This window comes from Streptomyces peucetius (genome assembly GCF_025854275.1).
Lineage (GTDB): Bacteria > Actinomycetota > Actinomycetes > Streptomycetales > Streptomycetaceae > Streptomyces > Streptomyces peucetius_A.
This window is the reverse complement of sequence record NZ_CP107567.1, coordinates 1868086-1890002: the sequence shown is the minus strand read 5'-3', so window position 1 is coordinate 1890002 and position 21917 is coordinate 1868086. Positions and strand designations below refer to the sequence as shown.

Here is a 21917-nt window from a genome sequence, read left to right as displayed (position 1 = left end):
GCCCTCAGAAAACAGGCACACCGTCCCGCGTCAGCTTCCACCCCGCCGACGCGAACTCCGCCGGATCCACCGCCCCCTCCGCCTGCACCCAGGCGATGATCGTGTTCCGGATCTCCTCCGAATTCGCCCACAACTGCTGGGCCGCGGCCACATGCGGAAAGTTCCCGCCCCCGCTTGCCCGGTAGTTGTTGACGGCCAGCACGAACCGCGCCGCCGGATCGACCGGCGCACCCTCGAACGACAGATTCACGATCCGCGAACCCACCGGCTTCGCGATGTCGATGTCATACGTCACCCCGGACACCGCGTCGTAGTTGTAGTCCGGCGTCCCGTCCGCGTTCGTCAGCTTCGACGTGTCGACCGGGCCGCCGGCCGGAGTCCGCACGTAATACCGTGCCGAGAACTCCAGGTACTCCCTCAGCTGCGCACCCGTCATCAGCCGCGCCTCAAGAGTGTTCTCGAACGGATACAGCCCCGCAGCATCCTTGATCGTCACCTCACCCGCCGGGATCACCGCCGAACGCGAGAAGCACGACGCCTGCGACAGCACCGGCAGCGCCGCGTACTCACCGCCCGCCAGCGCCGCCCTCACCGTCTCCACCTGCACATGGTTGATCAGGTCGATGATCGGCTCGTCCTTCCACGGCGCCTCGGCCGTCGACATCGCCACGGCCGACGTACCGATGACCTCATTGACGTACGCGACGACCTTCCGGTGCTCGTCACCCAGCAGACCCGTGATCCGCGGATCCTCCGCCACCGTGTTCGAATTCAGGACCTTCGCCCCGACCCTCTCGACCGTCCAGCGGCCCTTCTCCCACACCAGAGAGAAGTCGAACAGCGTCAACCGCTGCCCCCACTTCAGCGGCTCCGACAGCACCACCTGCTTGCCGGTCTCCTTGTTCGTGACGAAGTGCTCCGGGATCTCGGTGTGTGCATGGCCCACCAGAATCGCGTCGATACCCGGCACCTGCTCCGCCACCAGACCCGCCGCGTTCTCCACGTACGGAAGCTGGTCACCGTACGACGACGTACCGCTGGACCCCGAATGCGCCGACACGATCACCACATCTGCGCCCATCGACCGCAGCTTCGGCACCCACTTCGCCGCCTGCTCCTCCAGCCCCGGGAACACCATCTTCCCGCTGACATTCAGCTTGTCCCAGATCGCGATCCCCGGATTCGTCAGACCCAGGACCGCCACCCGCACATCCCGCCCGTGCGGCGTCCGCAGCCGGTGCATGCTGTACGGCGCGAACGCCGGACGCAGCGTCTTCGCGTCCAGCGCGTTCGCACCCAGCAGCGGGAAGTCGCACTGCTCCTCGAACTTCCGCAGCACCGGAATGCCGTAGTTGAACTCATGGTTGCCCAGCGCCGCGGCGTCATAGCCGATCGCGTTCATCGCCTGCGCCATCGGATGCACCGGCCCGCTCACCGCCGTGATCGGATCGACCTTGGCGTAGTAGTACGACAACTGGGTGCCCTGGATCGTGTCACCGGCATCGATCAGCAGCGTGTTGCCCCGGCCCTTCTCCTGGCGCACCTGGTTCACCAGCGTCGATATCTTCGCCAGACCCACGTCGTTGTGCGCCTTGTCGTCGAACTCCCGGTCGGTGAAATAGTCCCAGTTGAAGACATTCCCGTGCAGATCGGTCGTCCCCAGAACCGTGAACGAGTACCGCTTCCGCGAACGCCCCGGCCCATGGTCCTCGCCCCGCTCCCCGGCCACCGCCGGCCCGGCACCAGCACCCGCGACAGCGACACCGGCACCGGCGGCGGCCGTCCGCTCCAGGAACGTCCTACGGTTCAACGCCATTTCGTCTCCCTCGATCACATGCACAACGCGCGTAGATTCTGGCCCACGCGCCACCCCCGCAACACCCCGGGCAGGTTTCGATCCGATGACCGACCCCACTGTCACCCCCGGATGCAAGAGTGGACCGACCAGCCGGCACACAAGGGAGCCACCCATGCCCGACACCGACACCGACGCCGCACCACCCACCCCCACCACCCCGTACGCCACCCCCGAACAACCACGCGTCGCCGTACGCGGCGAGGCACGCATCGAATTCGACCCCGAAATCGCCCGCATCGGCATCACCATCAGCGCCCGCGGCAAAGACCGCCGCACCGCCCTCGAAGACCTCACCCGCCGCAACTCCGCCGCCCTCGACCTCGTCAAGTCCTACGGCCAGGCAGTCGAAAAACTCGAAACCGGCGCCTTCTCCGTCACACCCCAACTGACCCAGCACGGCCGCGGCGAACGCATCCACGCCTACCACGGCCGCGTCCACATCACCGCCGTACTCGGCGACTTCACCGCCCTCGGCGAACTCACCACCCGCCTCGCCGACCTCGAACTCACCCACGTCACCGGCCCCTGGTGGTCACTGCGCCCCGACTCACCCGCCCACGGCGAAGCCCGCCGCCAAGCCGTACGCGAAGCCGTCCAACGCGCCCGCGAATACGCCGACGCCATCGGCGGACGACTCTCCGCCCTCATCGAACTCGCCGACATCGGAGCAGAAGCACCCACCCCCGCCTACCCGATGCCGGCCCAACCCGGCGCCATGCGCGGCTTCGGCGCCGCCGCCACCGAAACGGCCCCCGCCCTCGACCTCGAACCACAACGCCAGACCGTCTACGCCCAGGTCAACGCCCGCTTCACCATGACCCCACCGAAACTCTGACCCCGACCCGTCACATGCTCATCGGAGCACCCCCGCGCACAATTCAACACTTGTCAATAGCCCTTCACGCAAAGGTTGTTGAGTAGTCACGCCCGACTAATTCTCTACCGGCCGGTAAGACATAGGCTCGAAACATGCGCCGAGCGAAAATCGTCTGCACCCTGGGCCCCGCCACCGACACATACGACCAGATCAAGGCACTCGTCGAAGCCGGAATGGACATCGCCCGCTTCAACCTCAGCCACGGCACCTACGCCGACCACGAGGAGCGCTACCGGCACGTCCGCAAAGCCTCGGACGAAACAGGCCGCAGCGTCGGCATCCTCGCCGACCTTCAGGGCCCGAAGATCCGCCTCGGCCGCTTCCGCGAAGGGCCCGTACTCCTTGAACGCGGCGACACCTTCACCATCACCACCGAGAACACCCAGGGCGACCGCCACACTTGCGGCACCACCTACCAGGGCCTCGCCGCCGACGTCACACGAGGAGAGCGCATCCTCGTCGACGACGGCAAAGTCGCCCTCGAAGTCAACGCCGTCGACGGACCCCGCGTCCACACCACCGTCGTCGAAGGCGGCATGATCTCCGACCACAAGGGACTCAACCTCCCCGGCGTCTCCGTCTCCGTCCCCGCCCTCTCCGACAAGGACATCGAAGACCTCCGCTGGGCCCTCGGCCTCGGCGCCGACATCATCGCCCTCTCCTTCGTCCGAAGCGGCCGCGACATTGACGACGTCCACCGCGTCATGGACGAAGAAGGCCGCCGCCTGCCCGTGATCGCCAAAGTCGAAAAACCCCAGGCCGTCGACAACATCGACGACATCGTCGCCGCATTCGACGGAATCATGGTCGCCCGCGGCGACCTCGGCGTCGAAATGCCCCTCGAACAGGTCCCCATTGTCCAGAAGCGCGCCATCAAACTCGCCAAGCGCAACGCCAAACCGGTCATCGTCGCCACCCAGATGCTCGACTCGATGATCGACAACTCCCGCCCCACCCGCGCAGAGGCATCCGACGTCGCCAACGCCGTCATCGACGGCACCGACGCCGTCATGCTCTCCGGCGAGACCAGCGTCGGCAAATACCCGGTCGAAACCGTCCGCACCATGGCCCGCATCGTCACCGCCGCCGAAGAAGACGTCCTGGCCAAGGGCCTCCCCCCGCTCACCGAACGCAACAAGCCCCGCACCCAGGGCGGCGCCGTCGCCCGCGCCGCCGCCGAGATCGGCGACTTCCTCGGCGCGAAGTTCCTCGTCGCCTTCACCCAGTCCGGCGACACCGTCAAACGCCTCTCGCGCTACCGCTCCCCGATCCCCCTCCTCGCCTTCACCCCCGACCCCGCCACCCGCTCCCAGCTCAACCTCACCTGGGGCGTCGAGACCTTCCTCGGCCCGCACGTCGAGTCGACGGACGCGATGGTCGCCCAGGTCGACGAGGAACTCCTCCGGATCGGCCGCTGCCGCCGCGGCGACATCGTGATCATCACCGCCGGCTCACCCCCGGGCGTCCCCGGCTCGACCAACCTGGTCCGCGTCCACCACATCGGCGAAAGCCTGAAGTAGCGGACGCCCTTCAGTACTTCGGCCCGACGTGCGCGTCCATCAACGCGACGGACGCGCGGCGGGCGACGGAGATGTTGGCGCCGCCGCCTGGGCGGCTGGTGGTTTTCCACTCACGCCCACGAGGTCGAGCGCACTGGTGAACAGACCAGTGATGTCGAGGGACACATTGGTGAAGAAGTACCGGGGGTACTCGTAACGCTTCTGGACACCGCCGACCAGCCGTGTTGTCCAGTTGGTGATCCGGCAGCCGTCGGAGTGGATCAGCCCGCGGACAAAGTCCCATGGCTGGGAGTCCACGATTGCCTGTTGCCAGGGCTCCAGAGCGATCTTGCGTTCGTGCTTTCTGCCCGTCCCGTGTTGAGGGAACAGACAGGGCCAGTGCTTGCTGGCTGCTGTCACGTACTGGCAGCCTCCGCTGCGGACGCGGAACACCTTGTTGTGGGGTCTGACGATTCGCATCGCCTCGGCGCAGGCCTCGATAAGCCCCGGCCAGTTGTCGGCGCAGGCGACGCGCAGGACGTAGACGCCGCGGCGCGAGGGGCTGATGCAGCCGTCGCCCAGGTAGAGGCTGAGGAGGTAGCTGTACGCAGCGGGGCCGTCCGGTAGACGTGGGGCGGCCTCGCAGCGTGGGCAAGGAGTGCTTCTGCTCAGGGGCTCCAGTCGTGATTGCCAGGAGCGTATTGCTGCTCGAGAGACGCCGGTCTCCCGGCTCACTGAGTTCAGGCTGCGACCTTGGCCGACGAGTGCCAGGACACGCTTGCGCGTGTGGATGTCGTACACGCGGCCGACAATGCCTTGGGATGGGTCACCAGGGGCGGTTTCTATGGTAGATCCCGCGATCGAGTGAAGAAACAGGCGACCTTGCAATCTAAGGAAATGTGCCCCAGGTGGGATTCGAACCCACACTGTCCGCTGTTTGAGAGCGGCCTCTCTAACCAGTTGGAGTACTGGGGCCTTGGAAAGGTTGGGGATGGCGAATCCCGCTGGCCATCACCTTACCGCAGCTAGGTAGGCTCGTGGGGAGCAGTACCTGTCTGGAACAAGGAGCACCGTGACCGCCCCCGAGTCGCCCCAGCCCATCGCCGATGACGACGACCAGTCGCATGTTCCGCCGCTGACGACGCGTGTCGTCATCGCCGAGGACGAGGCCCTGATCAGGCTCGATCTCAAAGAGATGCTCGAGGAGGAGGGCTACTCCGTCGTCGGTGAGGCGGGCGACGGGCAGCGGGCGGTCGAGCTGGCGCGGGAGCACCGGCCGGACCTCGTCATTCTGGATGTGAAGATGCCCGTGCTCGACGGCATCTCCGCGGCGGAGAAGATCGCCGAGGAGTCGATCGCGCCGGTCCTGATGCTCACCGCCTTCTCGCAGCGCGATCTCGTGGAGCGGGCGCGGGACGCCGGGGCGATGGCGTATCTGGTGAAGCCGTTCAGCAAGAGCGATGTCGTGCCGGCGATCGAGATGGCCGTGTCGCGGTTCACGGAGCTGAAGGCGCTGGAGAAGGAGGTCGCTGATCTTTCGCAGCGGCTGGAGACGCGCAAGCTGGTGGACCGGGCGAAGAGCATTCTGCAGACGCAGTACGGGCTGACGGAGCCGGCGGCGTTCCGGTGGATCCAGAAGACGTCGATGGACCGGCGGCTGTCGATGCAGCAGGTCGCGGAGGCGGTCATCGAGGACGCCGAGGAGAAGAAGGCGGCCAAGGGACAGTCGGGGCAGTAGGCGGCGCGTGGTGTGGGGGCCCTCGGTCACATGGTGACCGGGGGCCTTGTGATGTTCCGGGGGATGTTGTGAAGGTCGTTTTCGATTCGGCCGCGCGGCGGGGGGTGCGCGCTACGGTGTCGCGTCCCGGCAGGGGAAGGCTTGTCCGGTGAGACGGTGGTGCTGTTCCGGATGTGTGGGGCGGGGTGGGCGTGGGCATGCTCCGGCCGGTTCGTGCGGGCGGTGGGGATGGGAGAGTGCCTGTTCAGGGGCTTGGTGGCGGGTGGAGGTATGTGGTCGGGAAGATCACGCCGGGGTATGTCGGGAAGTTCTGGATCATTGCTGAGATGTCCGGTCGCCGGTAAGGAGTGTTCTGTTTCCGGCGCATGACTCAGGTCACAGGGCGATCACACATCGTTCGGTCACCTATCCGTGTGCCCGAACGCGCGATTACATTCCCCGCACACCGCACCGATTGGCGGTGTCCTGCGCGAGGACGTCAACTTCCTCCGCAGACAAGATCGTTCGGGCGGCTCCAAGGGGTTCGTAGTGCTGAACAAGAACATCGTCAGGCTGGCCATACCGCTGGCAGTGGGTGCTCTGGCGCTCACGGGGTGCGCCAGTGACTCCGGCAGTAGCGGCGACACGCTGAAGATTGCGTTCCAGGGTCCGCTCTCCGGTGACAACGTCGCGCTGGGCCAGAACATGGAGCGCGGCATCCAGCTCGCGATCGACCAGGCCAACGCCAAGGGTGACCTCCCGGTCAAGCTGGAGTACTTCCCGGTCGACGACCAGGGTCTGCCGGAGAAGGCGACGGGTGCGGCGCAGCTGGCGATCGACGACCCGGATGTCATCGCGCTGGTGGGTCCGGCGTTCTCCGGTCCCACGAACTCGGCGGCTCCGCTGCTGGGTGACGCGGGTCTGACCGCCATTTCCCCGTCGGCGACCAACCCGGGTCTGACCGAGCAGGGTTTCAAGACGTTCCTGCGCGGTGTGCCGAATGACAGCGCTCAGGGCGCCGGCATGGCGGACTACTACGCGAAGAAGCTGAAGGCCAAGAAGGTCTACCTGGTCGATGACAAGTCGGACTACGGCGTGGGTCTGGCCAAGGTGGCGAACGAGAAGCTGACGGCGGCCGGTATCGAGGTCGTCAAGAAGTCCGTTCCGGCCAAGACTCCGGACTACAGTGCCGCGGCCAAGGATGTCGTCAACTCCAAGGCCGACGCGCTGATTTACGCGGGCTACTACCAGGATGCTGCTCCGTTCGCGGTGAAGCTGGCCGAGGCCGGCTACAAGGGCGCGGCGATCTCCGGTGACGGTACGAACGACATGAAGTTCGTCGAGCTGGCCGGCGACGCGGCGAACAACTGGTTCCTCACCTGCCCGTGCACGGATGCCACGGTCGAGGCGAGCACCAAGCAGTTCAGCGCGGACTACAAGAAGAAGTTCAAGGTCGACCCGGGTACGTACTCGGCCGAGTCGTACGACCTGACGAACTACGTCATCCAGGAGCTGAAGAAGCTGGGTGACAAGGCGGACCGCGCGAGTGTCTACGACGCGCTGTCGAAGGGTTCGTACAAGGGTCTGACGAAGGAGTTCTCCTTCGACGACAAGGGCGAGCTGAAGATCTCGAACATCTACCTGTACCAGGTCAAGAGCGGCAAGATCGAGTACCAGGGGTCGATCCAGGAGCTGGCCGGTAGCTGATCCGGGTGCCGGGCCGCGTCCAGTCTCCGTAGGACGCGGCCCGGTGCCGTCCCCGCACACATGGCGCGGGTCCCAGTCGTGTGCCGATCGCACCGCCGGCCCGCCCGCACAGCTCCCACAAGGAAGTACGTTCGATGTCCCTTGTTGAATTCTGGGACTATCTGGTCCTAGGGGTGGTGCTCGGCTCCATCTATGCCGTCATCGCCATTGGTTACACCCTCGTCTACGGTGTGCTCCAGCTGATCAACTTCGCGCACAGCGAGGTGTTCATGCTGGGTGCCTACGGCGGTCTCATCGCTCTCACCGTGGTGGCGCCGGGGGATTCTCCCTCGGGTCTCGCCTCGGCCGGATTCGTGGTGCTCGGTCTGGTGGCCGGCGCGGCGTTCGGTGCTCTTACGGCGTACGGCCTGGAGAAGGTCGCCTATCGGCCGTTGCGCCGCAGAGGTGCTCCACGGCTCATCTTCCTGATCACCGCGATCGGTGCCTCGTTCTTCCTCTACAACCTCGCGGGCAAGCTGTTCGGCCGTGATCCGCTGCCGATGCCCTCGGCGTACGAGAACAAGAAGGTTCTCTCGGTCTTCGGCGCCGATCTGAATGTGACGCAGCTGCTGCTGCTGGCGTCGGCCGTGGTCATGATGGTCGGTCTCGACATGGTGGTGAACCGCACCAAGCTCGGTTCGGGTATCCGGGCGGTGTCGCAGGATGCCGAGGTCGCCGGTCTGATGGGTGTGGACATCGACAAGGTCGTCTCGCGTACGTTCGTCATCGGCGGTCTGCTCGGTGGCGCGGCGGGTTTCCTGTACGGCACGTTCACGCAGGTCAAGTTCGACATGGGCTTCATTCCCGGCATCACCGCGTTCGCGGCGGCGGTTGTCGGCGGTATCGGCAACATCCGCGGTGCCATGCTCGGTGGTCTGATGCTGGGCGTCGTGGAGACTCTGACGGTGCCGATCTTCGGCGGTGAATGGCGCCATGTCGGTGCGTTCGTCGTGCTGATCGCCGTTCTGATGTTCCGGCCGACCGGCATCCTCGGTGAGCGTGTGGGGAGGACGGCATGAGTGCGAACACGTCGGTGAAGTCGCCGTCCGCGGCGGCGAAGCTGCGCAGGACCGCGTGGTATCAGCAGCCTCGTTTCAAGCGGCTGGGTGCCCTGGTGGCGCTGGCCGTGCTGGTCACGATAGTGATCGGCGAGCAGGGCAATACGCGTGATCTGTTCTACTCCGTGAGGACCAGTTTCACTGGGGTGAAACTGTGGGTCTGCCTGGGTCTCGCTGTGGTGGTCTGGCTGGTACGGGAGTTCGGTTCCCAACACGTGTCGAAGGCAGTGGAGGGTGCCAGGTCGACGACGAAGTGGGCTCCGCTGCTTCAGGCGCGGGACGCGATGCGTGTCCAGCCGAAGGTCAAGTGGGCGGTGATGACCGCGCTGCTGCTGGCGGTGGTGTTCGTTCCCGGTCAGCTGACCGGCTTCTGGCAGACGGTGCTGATCGACCAGATCGCCACTTACGCGCTCCTGGCGATCGGTCTGAACGTGGTGATCGGCTGGGCCGGCCTGCTGGACCTGGGGTTTGTGGCCTTCTTCGCGGTCGGCGCGTACAGCGCGGCGTTCTGGACGGGCAGTCTTCCGGTGGAGCCGCCGGTGGTGCTGAACAACTTCCTGATCATTCCGGTGGCGGTGGTCACCTGTCTGATCGCGGGTGTGCTGCTTGGGGCGCCGACTCTGCGGCTGCGCGGTGACTATCTGGCGATCGTGACGCTGGGCTTCCACGAGATCGTGTATCTGGTCGCGAAGAACGCCGACGGGATCACGAACGGTCCGGCCGGTGCGCGGCAGGTGCCGAAGTTCTCCGCTTTCGGGTATGAGTGGTCGCTGGAACGGATGCCGTACTGGTATCTGCTGGTTGCCATCATCGTGGTTCTGATCATCTTGTTCGCGCGGCTGGAGCACTCCCGGGTGGGCCGTGCCTGGACGGCGATCCGTGAGGACGAGGTGGCCGCGGCGGCGAACGGTGTCGACACGGTGCGCTTCAAGCTGATGGCGTTCGCGATCGGTGCGTCGACCTCGGGCATCGCCGGTGTCTTCTACGCGAGCAAGGTCGGGTACTTCAACCCGGAGAACTTCATCATCCTCAACTCCATCCTGGTGCTGGCCTATGTCATCTTCGGTGGCATGGGGTCGATCCCCGGTGTGCTGCTGGGTGCGGCGATCCTGGTGTGGCTGCCGGAGGTACTCCGCGAGTGGGTGGAGCCGGCCGACCGCTATATGTACCTGGGTGCGCTGCTGGTGATCATGATGATCTACCGGCCGCAGGGTGTGTGGCCTTCCCGTCGGCGGCAACGCGAGTTCAAGTTGGCGCAGGAAGGTGTCGGTGATGCCGATGCGATGACGGAGCCGGCGGGAGGTGCGGTCCGATGACGACGGATGTCACAAAGGGGGCGGTCGCTCCGGCCGGTGGTTCGGGGGCCGGTGTGGACAATGTTCTCGAGGCGTCCGGTGTGACGCTGCGGTTTGGTGGTCTGACCTCCTTGGACAGTGTCGATCTGGGGATGCGCCGTGGTGAGGTGCTCGCCGTGATCGGCCCGAACGGTGCGGGTAAGACCTCGCTGTTCAACTCGTTGACGGGTGTGTACAAGCCGCAGGAGGGACGGATCACGTTCCTTCCCAAGGACGGCGACAACAAGGAGCTGCTGGGCGCCAAGCCGCACATCGTGAACCGGCTGGGGCTGGCGCGTACGTTCCAGAACATCCGGTTGTTCTCGGCGCTGACGGCGCTGGAGAACGTGAAGATCGCGGCGGAGACCCGGCTGAAGGCCGGACCGGTGTCGATCATGCTGGGTCTGCCGAATGCCCGCAGAGCGGAGCGGGAGAGCGACGAGCGGGCGCACCGGCTGCTGAAGTTCGTCGGCTTGGAGAGCAAGCTCAACGAGATCGCGGGCAGCCTTTCCTACGGTGACCAGCGCAGCCTGGAGATCGCGAGGGCGCTTGCGACGGATCCGCAGGTGCTGCTGCTCGACGAACCGGCGGCCGGCACGAACCCGACGGAGAAGCTGGAGCTCGAGCAGCTGATCCGTCGGATCAACTCGGAGCTGGGCGTCAGTGTGCTGCTGATCGAGCACGACATGCGTCTGGTGATGTCGGTGGCGGACCGGGTCATGGTCCTCAACTTCGGCCGGAAGATCGCCGAAGGGACGCCGAGCGAGGTGCAGCAGCATCCGGCGGTGATCGAGGCGTACCTGGGTGCGTCGGCTCCGGAGGAGGAGGTGGCGGCGGGAGCGGGTCAGGTCGTGATCGCCGAGCAGCCTGGCCCGGTGGACGAGTCCGGAGCGAATGACGGCGATTCCGGTGCGAACGAGGCGTCGTCGGACGGTGAGTCGTCGGACGAGGCGTCGTCGGACGGTGAGTCGTCGGACGAGACGGCGCCGGATGGTTCCGCGCCGGACGAGGAGAGCGGCAAGTGAGCACGACGACCGAACTCGAGAAGGGCGCCGGCGGTGCCGGTGCTTCGCAGGACACGCTGCTCGAACTCCGCGGCGTCCGGGTGTTCTACGGCGCCGTCGAGGCGATCAAGGGCATCGACCTGACGGTCCGCAAGGGTGAGATCGTCGCCCTGCTCGGCGGCAACGGCGCCGGGAAGACGACGACGCTGCGCACGATCTCCGGCATGCTCCAGCCTCGCCACGGCGAGGTGCGGCTGCACGACGAGCGCATCGACGGCATCAAGTCGCACGAGCTGGTGCGGTTCGGCATCAACCATGTGCCGGAGGGTCGCCGGGTCTTCTCGCGGATGACGGTGCGAGAGAACCTGGAGATGGGCGCCTACCGCTTCAGGTCGCCCGACGCGGCCGAGATGGACCGGGTGTTCACTCTCTTCCCGCGTCTGGCCGAACGGCGCTCCCAGCTCGCCGGCACCTTGTCGGGCGGTGAACAGCAGATGCTGGCGATCGGCCGTGCCCTGATGGGCAAGCCGGAGCTGCTGCTGCTGGACGAGCCGTCGATGGGTCTGGCGCCGTTGATCGTGCAGCAAATCTTCGACATCGTCGAGGAGATCAACAAGCAGGGCACGACGGTGCTGCTCGTCGAGCAGAACGCCACTCAGGCTCTGGCGCTGGCGAACCGCGGCTATGTCCTGGAGACGGGGGCGGTCGCCATGTCGGGTCCGTCGGCGGAGCTGCTGGCGGACTCCAGGATCCGGGAGGCGTACCTCGGTGAGGGTGCGGCCTGACGGTCCATGAGCCGGGCGGGGCCGGGAAGCCTTCGGGCTTCCCGGCCCTGTGTCGTTGTACCGGGTGGTTCAGTCCTGGGGGACGTCGCGCAGCAGGCAGGTGAGGCGTGCCGAGCAGACCCGCTTGTCGTGCTCGTCGGTGATCACGATCTCGTAGGTCGCCGTGGAGCGGCCGCGGTGGACGGGTGTGGCGACGCCGGTGACGAGGCCGGAGCGGACGCCGCGGTGGTGGGTGCAGTTGAGGTCCACTCCGACGGCGATCTTGGAGGGGCCGCCGTGCAGCATGGAGCCGATGGAGCCGAGGGTCTCGGCGAGGACGGCGGATGCGCCGCCGTGCAGCAGGCCGTACGGCTGGGTGTTGCCCTCGACGGGCATGGTGCCGACGACGCGGTCCGCGGAGGCCTCGACGATCTGTACGCCCATGCGGGCGCCGAGGTGGCCCGCGGAGAACAGTGCGGGAAGGTCCACGCCGAGCTCGGCGTACTCGTCGATGACTCCTTGCGGGAACTTCACGGTGGTCTGCTCGCCCATGGGGCCGGCTCCGATCGTCGTACCGTCTGGTCCTGGTGTTGGTCTGCTCGTCCTACTGCCTGAGCGAACGCTTAGACGGTCGGTGATTGTTCCAGACGTACGATCACGGACTTGCTGGCGGGGGTGTTGCTGGTGTCCGCCGTGGAGTCCAGCGGCACCAGCACATTGGTCTCCGGGTAGTAGGCGGCGGCGCAGCCGCGGGCCGTGGGGTAGTGGACGACGCGGAAGCCGGGGGCGCGGCGCTCGACGCCGTCCTTCCACTCGCCGACGAGGTCGGCGTAGGAGCCGTCGGCGAGGCCGAGCGCACGGGCGTCCTCGGGGTTGACGAGGACGACCCTGCGGCCGCCCTTGATGCCGCGGTAGCGGTCGTCGAGGCCGTAGATCGTGGTGTTGTACTGGTCGTGCGAGCGGAGTGTCTGCAGCAGCAGCCGGCCCTCGGGGATCTCGGGGTACTCGACGGGTGCGGCGGTGAAGTTGGCCTTGCCGGTGGCGGTGGGGAAGCGGCGCTCGTCGCGCGGGGCGTGCGGCAGGGTGAACCCGCCGGGGCGGGCGATCTTCGCGTTGAAGTCCTCGAAGCCGGGCACCACGCGCGCGATGCGGTCGCGGATCGTGCCGTAGTCCTGCTCGAAGTCCTCCCAGGGTGTGGTGGAGGCGGGGCCGAGCACGGCGCGGGCCATCCGCGCGACGATGGCGGGCTCCGACAGCAGATGGGGGCTCGCGGGCGGGAGGTTGCCACGGGAGGCGTGGACCATGCCCATGGAGTCCTCGACGGTCACCACCTGCCGGCCGCCGGCCTGGATGTCCTTGTCGGTGCGGCCGAGGGTGGGCAGGATGAGCGCCCGCCGGCCGGTGACGGTGTGCGAGCGGTTCAGTTTGGTGGACACGTGCACGGTCAGCCGGGCGCGGCGCATCGCGGCCTCGGTGACGGCGGTGTCGGGGCTCGCCGACACGAAGTTGCCGCCCATCGCGAAGAACACCTTCGCCTTCCCGTCACGCAGTGCCTCGATGGACCGGACGACGTCCAGGCCGTGGTGGCGGGGCGGGGCGAAGCCGAACTCCTTCTCCAGGGCGTCGAGGAAGGCGGGGGAGGGCCGCTCGAAGATGCCCATGGTGCGGTCGCCCTGGACGTTGGAGTGGCCGCGTACGGGGCAGACCCCGGAGCCGGGGCGGCCGATGTCGCCGCGGAGCAGGAGGAAGTTGACCACCTCGCAGATGGTGGCGACGGAGTGCTTGTGCTGGGTGAGGCCCATTGCCCAGCAGACGATGGTGCGGCGCGAGGCCAGCACCATCCGCAGGGCCTGCTCGATCTCGTCCTGGCCGAGGCCGGTCGCCGCGAGGGTGGTGTCCCAGTCGGCGGCCCGTGCGGCTGCGGCGAAGTCCTCGAAGCCGTGGGTGTGTTCGCGGACGAACTCCTCGTCGACGGCGCCTTCGGTCTCGAGGATCAGCTTGCCCAGGAGCCGGAAGAGTGCCTGGTCGCCGCCGATGCGGATCTGGAGGAACAGGTCGTTCAGCGCGGCGCCCTTGAGCATGCCGCGGGCGGTCTGCGGGTTCTTGAACCGCTCCATGCCCGCCTCGGGCAGCGGGTTCACCGAGATGATCCGTGCGCCGGCGGCCTTGGCCTTCTCCAGGGCGTTGAGCATGCGGGGGTGGTTGGTGCCCGGGTTCTGTCCGGCGACGATGATCAGGTCCGCCTGGTGCAGGTCCTCCAGCGAGACGCTGCCCTTGCCGATGCCGATGGTCTCGGTGAGCGCGGAGCCGGAGGACTCGTGGCACATGTTGGAGCAATCGGGCAGATTGTTCGTACCGAATTCGCGGGCGAAGAGCTGGAGCAGGAACGCCGCTTCGTTGCTGGTGCGGCCGGAGGTGTAGAACAGGGCCTCGTCGGGGGAGCCGAGCGCGCCCAGTTCCTCGGCGATGATCGCGAAGGCGCGCTCCCAGCTCACCGGCTCGTACCGGTCGGAGCCCTCCGGGAGATACATGGGCCGGGTGATCCGGCCCTGCTGGCCCAGCCAGTAGCCGCTGCGGTTCGCGAGGTCGGGCAGCGGGTGCGCCGCGAAGAACTCGGGGGTGACGCGGCGCAGCGTCGCCTCCTCGGCGACGGCCTTCGCGCCGTTCTCGCAGAACTCGGCGACGTGGCGCTCCTCGCCCTCCGGCCATGCGCAGCCCGGGCAGTCGAAGCCGTCCTTCTGGTTCACTTTCAGCAGGGTGCGCGCGGTGCGGCCCACGCCCATCTGCTGCTGTGCGACCCGCAGCGTGTGGCCGACGGCGGGCAGGCCGGCCGCCGCGTGCTGCGGGGCTGTGACCTGCGGGGCGTCCTGGACCGGGTCCCCTGCGGGCGGCTTGCTGGCCATCGCGCTCTCCTTTGAGCCGTGCCTGTGCTGGTGCGTTCCATGCTGTGCTTCCGATCCTGTCACGCCCCTGTGACAGCCGTCGTCGCCAGGTCGGGGCGGTAAGGAATGTCAGTGGTGCATGGCAGGATCGGGGGCGTGGCTGAGACAGCATCGAAGAAGACGGCAGACAACCGACCGCGCCTGCTCCTCATGGACGGGCACTCCCTGGCGTACCGGGCGTTCTTCGCGCTGCCCGCGGAGAATTTCACGACCGCGAGCGGCCAGACGACCAATGCCGTCTACGGCTTCGCGTCGATGCTGGCGAACACCCTGCGTGACGAGGCGCCCACGCATTTCGCGGTGGCCTTCGACGTCTCCCGCAAGACCTGGCGTTCGGCCGATTTCCCGGAGTACAAGGCGAACCGCTCCAAGACCCCGGACGAGTTCAAGGGGCAGGTCGAGCTGATCGGCGAGCTGCTCGACACGATGAACGCGCACCGGTTCGCCGTCGAGGGCTTCGAGGCGGACGACGTCATCGCCACCCTCGCCACCCAGGCGGAGGCCGCCGGGTTCGAGGTGCTGATCGTCACCGGCGACCGGGACTCCTTCCAGCTGGTCAGCGAGCACACGACCGTGCTGTACCCGACGAAGGGCGTCTCCGAACTCACCCGCTTCACCCCGGCGAAGGTCGAGGAGAAGTACGGGCTCACTCCTCAGCAGTATCCGGACTTCGCCGCGCTGCGCGGCGACCCGTCGGACAACCTGCCCGGCATTCCCGGTGTGGGTGAGAAGACGGCGACGAAGTGGATCAACCAGTTCGGTTCGTTCGCGGAGCTCGTCGAGCGCGCGGAGGAGGTCAAGGGCAAGGTCGGGCAGGCGCTGCGCGACCATCTTGAGTCCGTCAAGCTCAACCGTCACCTGACCGAGCTGGTGCGTGACGTGGAGCTGCCCAGGGCCGTCGCCGACCTGGAGCGCGCGCCGTACGACAGGACGGCGCTGAAGGGCTTCCTGGAGGTCCTCGAGATCCGGAACCCGAGCCTGCGTGAGCGGCTGCTCTCGGTCGACCCCGGCGCGGCCAAGGAGGAGCCCGCGGCCCCCGAGGCCGGTGTGGAGCTGGACGGCAGCGTGCTGGGTGCCGGCGAGGTGGCCTACTGGCTGGAGCAGCACGGCAGGCAGCCGCTCGGTGTGGCCACCGTCTCGGCGTGGGCGCTGGGCGTGGGCAGCGTCAGCGAGGTCGCGCTGGCGGCCGCCGACGGCCAGGCGGCCTGGTTCGACACGACACAGCTCGACGAGTCCGACGAGCGGGCCTTCGCGGCCTGGATCTCCGACCCGTCGCGGCCGAAGGTCATGCACAACGCCAAGGACGCGCTGCGGGTCTTCCCCGAGCACGGCTGGGAGATCGCCGGCGTCACCATGGACACGGCCCTCGCGGCCTATCTGGTGAAGCCCGGGCGCCGTTCCTTCGCGCTGGACGCGCTGTCGGTGGAGTATTTGCACCGTGAGCTGGCCCCGGCGGCCGCGGACGGGCAGCTGGCGTTCGGCGCCGACGAGCAGGCCGAGGCCGATGCGCTGATGGCCCAGGCCCGTGCGGTGCTCGACCTGGGCGAGGCGTTCGGCGAGAAGCTGAAGGAGGTCGGCGCGGCCGAGCTGCTGCACGACGTGGAGCTGCCCACCTCCCTGGTGTTGGCCCGGATGGAGCGCAACGGCATCGCCGCCGACCGCGCCCACCTCGAGGCGATGGAGCAGCAGTTCGCGGGCGCCGTGCAGCAGGCGGTGAAGGAGGCGCACGCGGCAGTGGGCCACGAGTTCAACCTCGGGTCGCCCAAGCAGCTGCAGGAGGTCTTCTTCGGCGAGCTGAACCTGCCGAAGACCAAGAAGACCAAGACCGGCTACACCACCGACGCGGACGCGCTCGCGTGGCTGGCCGCGCAGACCGAGCACGAGCTGCCGGTCATCATGCTGCGCCACCGGGAGCAGGCCCGGCTGCGTTCGACGGTCGAGGGCCTGATCAAGACGATCGCCGCCGACGGCCGGATCCACACCACCTTCAGTCAGACCGTCGCCGCGACGGGCCGTCTGTCGTCCACCGACCCGAACCTGCAGAACGTGCCGGTCCGCACCGACGAGGGCCGCGCCATCCGCCGGGGGTTCGTCGTCGGCGAGGGCTTCGAGTCCCTGATGACCGCGGACTACAGCCAGATCGAACTGCGGGTGATGGCCCATCTGTCGGAGGACGAGGGTCTGATCGAGGCGTTCACCTCCGGTGAGGACCTGCACACGACCGTCGCCTCCCAGGTCTTCTCCGTGGAGCGGTCCGCCGTCGACGCGGAGATGCGGCGCAAGATCAAGGCCATGTCGTACGGACTGGCGTACGGGCTCTCCGCGTTCGGTCTCTCCCAGCAGCTGAACATCGAACCGGCCGAGGCGCGGGTCCTGATGGACACGTACTTCGAGCGGTTCGGCGGGGTGCGGGACTATCTGAGGCGGGTCGTGGACGAGGCGCGGGCGACGGGGTACACGGCGACCATGCTCGGCCGCCGGCGTTATCTGCCCGACCTCAACAGCGACAACCGGCAGCGGCGGGAGGCCGCGGAGCGGATGGCGCTCAACGCCCCGATCCAGGGCACGGCGGCGGACATCGTGAAGGTCGCGATGCTGAACGTGGACCGGGCGCTGACGGAGGCGAAGCTGTCGTCCCGGCTGCTGCTGCAGGTTCACGACGAAATCGTGCTCGAGGTGTGGCCGGGGGAGCGCGAGGAGGTCGAGGCGCTGGTGCGCCGGGAGATGGCGTCGGCCGTGTCGCTGCGGGCGCCGCTGGACGTGTCGGTGGGCGCGGGGCCGGACTGGGAGTCTGCGGCGCACTGACCCGGACCTGTGTGCCCGGGCCGGCGGGGCCGGCCCGGGCACACAAGGGTGCCGACGTCCCACGGCCCGGTCGCGTCACCGCCGGGGCGTGCGTATGAGCGGGCGAGTGGGCGCCTGCCTACCTGACGCCCGCGTGGTCCGGGTCGGCGGTCTTCGGCAGGTCCGCGCCGCCCGGCGGGCGGCTGCGGCCACGCAGGCGTACCGCCGTCGCGTACAGCACCAGGCCCACCGCCAGCCCGGCACCGGCGCCGAAGCACGCCGTCGGGATGATGTCCAGCGGCGTCTCGATCCGGCCCCAGTACTGGTACCAGCGCACACAGCGGTGCACGATGCCCGCCGCCATGCAGGCGGCGAGCAGCCAGGCGGCCAGCAGACGGGCCCGGCGGCCGAGCGGCGGGACGGGCGGTGCGGGAGAGGCCGGCGCACGGCGCAGCGCCGTGGCCATGAACCACACCAGCGCGACCAGTGCCACCGCCGAACTGCCGTACTGCGTGTACGTGTAGAGCGGGAAGCCGGCGACGGGCTCCGCGAGCACCGGCACGATCCGCACACCCCACCGGTCGAAGTGGGTGAACGCGTCCCACACCACATGTGTTCCGGCCCCGATCACCGCCGAGACGTAGAACCACAGCGCGGTCACCAGCGGCGGCCGGGCGGCCGAGGGCCGGCCCCGGAGCAGCGCGTACACGCGCCCCTGCCACGCCGCCGGCAGCAGAGCCACGAGCGGGTCGCGCATCAGCAGCCAGAGCGTCACGAGCACGGTGGTGATGGCGACGTCGACCGTCAGCACGCCGTGAAGCCCGTGTGTCACGGATCCGAACTCCATCGCACCGGGAAGGACGCTGGCCGCGAAGTACGTCATGTCCGGTGCGAACGAACCCAGGACGAGGGCCGAGGCGAACAGTGGTCCGCGGGCGGTTCCGTCCCTGCGGATGCCCGGCAGCACCGCGGCGGCGTGGCTGAGCGTGAACGGCATGACGATGCCCCCTGTGACCGTTGTTGATCAGTGCCGATCAGTATGCGTGATGTGTGTGCGGGAATACGGGTCCGGAAACCGGGACGCGCAGGTGGCGAAGTGGTGAAAACCGGTCAGCTCCTGGTGTTCGCGAGCCTCACCGTGCATTAGGGTCACGTGAGTCCGCGCTGGGGAGCGCGAGCAGCCGCTGACGGGGAGGGAACGACGTATGGCAGCGCAATTCGGCCGCCGACTGCGCAGGGGAGCGACGACGACGGCCGTGGCCGCCGCGGCGGTGGCCGCGCTCTCCGCGTCACAGGCGCCCGGCGTCACGTCCGCCGCTTCGGGCACGGGGCAGGAGGCGTCGGACGTCACCCCGCCGCCCGGCACCCCGGTCACCGGCAACTCCCCGTACTACACGGACCTCCCACCGCTCAACACACCCGACAAGCCCGGCGCTTCGGGCGATCTGCCGGAACTCGGCCCGGGCGAGGCCGGTATACCCGCGTCCGTTCTCGCCGCGTACAAGCAGGCCGAGCAGACCATCGCCGCGTCCGACCCGGCCTGCCGGCTCCCCTGGCAGCTGCTGGCCGCGATCGGCAAGGTCGAGTCGGGCCAGGCCCGCGGCGGGCGGGTGGACGCCAACGGCACGACCCTCTCCCCGATCCTCGGCCCCGTCCTCAACGGCGTCGGCTTCGCCAACATCTCGGACACCGACGACGGCGCCTACGACGACGACCCGGTCTACGACCGTGCCGTCGGGCCGATGCAGTTCATTCCGCAGACCTGGCAGACCTGGGGCCAGGACGCCAACGCCGACGGCCGCAAGGACCCCAACAACATCTACGACGCGGCGCTCGCCGCGGGACGCTATCTCTGCGCCGGCGGCCGGGACCTCGGCAACAAGGACGACCTCGACAGGGCGATCCTCGGATACAACCACTCGCGGGAGTACCTGCGGACGGTGCTGTCGTGGTTCGAGTACTACAAGCGCGGCACGCACGAGGTCCCCGACGGCACGGGCAAGCTGCCGGTGGGCGACGGCCCCGACAGCGCGGGCCCGCTCCCGACGCCCACGCCGACGCCGCGTCCGTCCAAGCCCACGACGCCGAAGCCGACCCCGAGCCCGGACACGGCGCCGGGTCCGTCCGAGCCGGCGTCGCCTCCCACCACCCCGACCCCCACCCCCACTCCGACCCCGCCTCCGACGACGACACCGCCCCCGGCGCCCGCGCCCGTGACGCGGATCGAGAACGCCGGCACGGGTCCGCTGACGGCCGTGGTCGGCCGCGAGTTCGCCGAGCGTGCCACGGTCCGCGCGGAGAACGCCGAGGGGCAGCCCGTCGCCAAGGTCGCCGTCCGGTTCATGGTCGTCGGGGAGACAGACGCCCGGTTCACCGGTGGTCGGACGAGTGTCGTGGCGGCCACCGGTGCCGACGGCACGGTCAGCGCCCCGGCGCTGATCGCCGGCGAGCGGACCGGTGACTTCACGGTGCGGGCCACGGTCGTCGAGCGGTCCCTGCCCGGCGTCGAGTTCACGGCCACCGTCACCGAGCGGGAAGCGGACAGCATCGTCCGGACCGACACCAAGACCCTCGAGGCCACCACCGGCGGCGACTTCGCCGACGTCATCCGCGTCAAGGCCGCCTGTGACGGCGTGGCCGCCTCCGGTGTCTCCGTCACCGCCACGATGATCGTCTCCAAGGACGACCCGGCCGAGAACGGCAGGGGGCCGTACTTCAAGGCCGACGACGGGACGGTCGTCCGTACTCTGACCGGACTGAGGACCGGCGCCGACGGTGTCCTCGAGCTTCCCAAGGTCTTCGCGGACGACACGGCGGGCACGTTCGTGCTCCGGCTCACCGCCCCGGGCGGCGGAAGCCTGGACATCGAACTGAAGGTCACGGAGCCGGCGAGCGAAACCCCGGCACCCGACCCGTCCCCCGCTCCGTCGCCGTCCTCGTCACCTTCCCCCTCTCCTTCACCGACCGCCTGATCGAGCCGGTCCCGTACCGCCCCGCCCCGCCCCCGGACGCCGGAGGCGGGGCGGGGCCGCGTGGTCTCTTCTCCTTCTCTTCTCCCGGCCCGGTTGCTACGGTGCCCCAGACCTGACGCCCTATCAGTTCTGTGTCTCCGGGAGGCCGAGCATGCGCGCTCTCGTCGCCGCCGCTGTCGGACTGGCCGCCGCCCTCGCCCTCGTGCTCACCGTCACGGCGATCGGCGCGCCCGCCGGCGAGACCTCGCCCGAGCCGCTGCTGACCACCGTGCCCGGCCCGAAGAGGTGAGGGGGAAACCGTGCGCCGCAGAGCAGGCCTCGTGCTCGTCGCCCTCGCCGTCTTCTTCGCCGCCCTCGCACCCCTGCTCCGCTGGTACGCCTTCCCACGGCTCGCCAAGGTCCCGGCAGACCAGTACCAGGAGATGGTGCTCGAGGCGAAACCCGCCACCCTCCTCGACTACGGCACCCTCGAGTCCAAGGAGGTCGAGAAGGTCACCATCGTGCAGACCCTCAAGGGCAATGTCGTGGAGTCGGAAAGGATCGAGGAGACCGCCGGACGCGACGTCGTCGTCTGGGACTCCCTCTCCTACGTCCAAGGGCCCGACGGCAAAATGGTCTCCCAGATCCCCGAGCGCTACATCTTCGACGCGCATACCCAGGAGCCCGTGCACGCGACCGGCGAGTCCGTCGACGGCGACCCGGTCCGGCGCGGGGGCATCGAGTTCAAGTGGCCGTTCCTCACCGAGAAGCGGGACTACGTGTACTTCGACGCGCAGGCCCGCACATCCGCCCCCATCCACTACAAGGGCACCCGGCAGTTCCGCGGTCTGGAGGTCTACTACTTCGAGCAGACCATCCCCTGGACCAAGGTGCCCTACCCGAAGAAGATGCCCGTCCCCGGCATCGACGCGGCCACACTGGAGAAGCAGACCGGCACCACCCGCTGGTACACGACCACGCGGATGTTCTGGGTCGAACCCGTCACCGGAGCCCCCGTCAACGGCGAGGAGATCCACAAGGAGGAGCTGCGCGGCGGCTCCCTGCTCGGCGGCCGCGACAAGGTCACCGCGTTCGCCGGGCACGTGAAGATGCGGCCCGACTACGTCGACTCCACGGTCGAGCTGGTCACCTCCCAACGTCGTCTGGTGCTGCTGCTGACGTCGTACCTGCCATGGGGATTCCTGGCCCTCGGCGGCGTTCTCCTCGGGCTCGCCCTGTGGCTCGAGGCCCGCGCCCGCCGCCGGGACACTCCGGCACGAGAACCCGTCCCCGAGCCGGCCGGTGCCTGAACGCCGAGCCGTGAGCCGGTCAGTGGCCGAGCGCCGTAAGCCCGAGCCGCCGGTCACGCCCGGGCGTAGGGGC

The 21917-nt window shown here is 68.4% G+C and carries 16 protein-coding genes, 1 tRNA gene and 1 pseudogene; 12 read left to right on the top strand and 6 right to left on the bottom strand.

Annotation, left to right across the window (positions count from 1 at the left end):
- Positions 1-4: 4 nt before the first annotated feature.
- The gene (locus tag OGH68_RS08705) at positions 5-1816 is read right to left on the bottom strand and encodes a bifunctional metallophosphatase/5'-nucleotidase (protein WP_264249977.1); all 1812 of its coding nucleotides are present in this window, start codon (positions 1814-1816) and stop codon (positions 5-7) included.
- A gap of 154 nt (positions 1817-1970) precedes the next feature.
- Here OGH68_RS08705 and OGH68_RS08700 point away from each other — a divergent pair, with 154 nt between their 5' ends.
- On the top strand, positions 1971-2693 hold the full coding sequence (locus tag OGH68_RS08700) for an SIMPL domain-containing protein (protein ID WP_264242759.1): 723 nt from the start codon (positions 1971-1973) through the stop codon (positions 2691-2693).
- Between the two features lie 134 nt (positions 2694-2827).
- Positions 2828-4255: a pyruvate kinase gene (pyk, locus tag OGH68_RS08695; protein WP_264242758.1), complete on the top strand. Its 1428-nt coding sequence runs from the start codon at positions 2828-2830 to the stop codon at positions 4253-4255.
- 10 nt (positions 4256-4265) lie between these two features.
- Here the strand turns inward: pyk and OGH68_RS08690 are convergent.
- Both OGH68_RS08690 and OGH68_RS08685 read right to left on the bottom strand, forming a co-directional pair.
- Positions 4266-5035 (bottom strand): annotated as a pseudogene (locus OGH68_RS08690) (transcriptional regulator).
- Positions 5036-5134: 99 nt separating this feature from the next.
- Positions 5135-5209 (bottom strand) — tRNA-Leu (locus OGH68_RS08685).
- Positions 5210-5306: 97 nt separating this feature from the next.
- On the opposite strand from OGH68_RS08685, the gene OGH68_RS08680 reads away from it, so the two are divergent.
- From OGH68_RS08680 to OGH68_RS08655, 6 genes are all read left to right on the top strand, one after another.
- Positions 5307-5972: an ANTAR domain-containing response regulator gene (locus OGH68_RS08680; protein WP_264242757.1), complete on the top strand. Its 666-nt coding sequence runs from the start codon at positions 5307-5309 to the stop codon at positions 5970-5972.
- A gap of 528 nt (positions 5973-6500) precedes the next feature.
- On the top strand, positions 6501-7658 hold the full coding sequence (locus OGH68_RS08675; protein ID WP_264242756.1) for a branched-chain amino acid ABC transporter substrate-binding protein: 1158 nt from the start codon (positions 6501-6503) through the stop codon (positions 7656-7658).
- A 134-nt stretch (positions 7659-7792) separates the two neighbouring features.
- A complete protein-coding gene (locus OGH68_RS08670) occupies positions 7793-8716 on the top strand; it encodes a branched-chain amino acid ABC transporter permease (protein ID WP_264242755.1) in 924 nt (307 codons plus the stop codon).
- A complete protein-coding gene (locus OGH68_RS08665; RefSeq protein WP_264242754.1) occupies positions 8713-10071 on the top strand; it encodes a branched-chain amino acid ABC transporter permease in 1359 nt (452 codons plus the stop codon). The genes OGH68_RS08670 and OGH68_RS08665 overlap by 4 nt, the downstream gene beginning before the upstream one ends.
- Positions 10068-11114 carry an ABC transporter ATP-binding protein gene (locus OGH68_RS08660; RefSeq protein ID WP_264242753.1) on the top strand — a complete coding sequence of 349 codons (1047 nt, stop codon included), beginning with the start codon at positions 10068-10070 and terminating at the stop codon, positions 11112-11114. Before OGH68_RS08665 ends, OGH68_RS08660 begins: the two co-directional genes overlap by 4 nt.
- Before the next feature lie 56 nt (positions 11115-11170).
- Positions 11171-11878, top strand: a complete 708-nt coding sequence (locus OGH68_RS08655; protein WP_413471092.1) for an ABC transporter ATP-binding protein — start codon at positions 11171-11173, stop codon at positions 11876-11878.
- Between the two features lie 69 nt (positions 11879-11947).
- Here the strand turns inward: OGH68_RS08655 and OGH68_RS08650 are convergent, their stop codons facing one another.
- Together OGH68_RS08650 and OGH68_RS08645 are read right to left on the bottom strand one after the other, a co-directional pair.
- A complete protein-coding gene (locus tag OGH68_RS08650; protein ID WP_264242751.1) occupies positions 11948-12409 on the bottom strand; it encodes a PaaI family thioesterase in 462 nt (153 codons plus the stop codon).
- A 71-nt stretch (positions 12410-12480) separates the two neighbouring features.
- Positions 12481-14760 carry an FdhF/YdeP family oxidoreductase gene (locus OGH68_RS08645; RefSeq protein WP_264242750.1) on the bottom strand — a complete coding sequence of 760 codons (2280 nt, stop codon included), beginning with the start codon at positions 14758-14760 and terminating at the stop codon, positions 12481-12483.
- 135 nt (positions 14761-14895) lie between these two features.
- Here OGH68_RS08645 and polA point away from each other — a divergent pair, with 135 nt between their 5' ends.
- Positions 14896-17604: a DNA polymerase I gene (gene polA / locus OGH68_RS08640; protein ID WP_264242749.1), complete on the top strand. Its 2709-nt coding sequence runs from the start codon at positions 14896-14898 to the stop codon at positions 17602-17604.
- Between the two features lie 118 nt (positions 17605-17722).
- Here the strand turns inward: polA and OGH68_RS08635 are convergent, their stop codons facing one another.
- The gene (locus OGH68_RS08635) at positions 17723-18580 is read right to left on the bottom strand and encodes a DUF4184 family protein (RefSeq protein ID WP_264242748.1); all 858 of its coding nucleotides are present in this window, start codon (positions 18578-18580) and stop codon (positions 17723-17725) included.
- A gap of 208 nt (positions 18581-18788) precedes the next feature.
- Between OGH68_RS08635 and OGH68_RS08630 the strand changes: the two genes are divergently transcribed.
- The 3 genes from OGH68_RS08630 to OGH68_RS08620 all read left to right on the top strand — a co-directional run bounded on the left by OGH68_RS08630 (position 18789) and on the right by OGH68_RS08620 (position 21844).
- Positions 18789-20555, top strand: a complete 1767-nt coding sequence (locus tag OGH68_RS08630) for a lytic transglycosylase domain-containing protein (RefSeq protein WP_264242747.1) — start codon at positions 18789-18791, stop codon at positions 20553-20555.
- Between the two features lie 151 nt (positions 20556-20706).
- Positions 20707-20844, top strand: coding sequence for an SPW_0924 family protein (locus OGH68_RS08625; protein WP_264242746.1), 138 nt, complete (start codon positions 20707-20709; stop codon positions 20842-20844).
- 10 nt (positions 20845-20854) lie between these two features.
- Positions 20855-21844 carry a DUF3068 domain-containing protein gene (locus tag OGH68_RS08620; protein WP_264242745.1) on the top strand — a complete coding sequence of 330 codons (990 nt, stop codon included), beginning with the start codon at positions 20855-20857 and terminating at the stop codon, positions 21842-21844.
- The last annotated feature ends 73 nt before the right edge of the window (positions 21845-21917 follow it).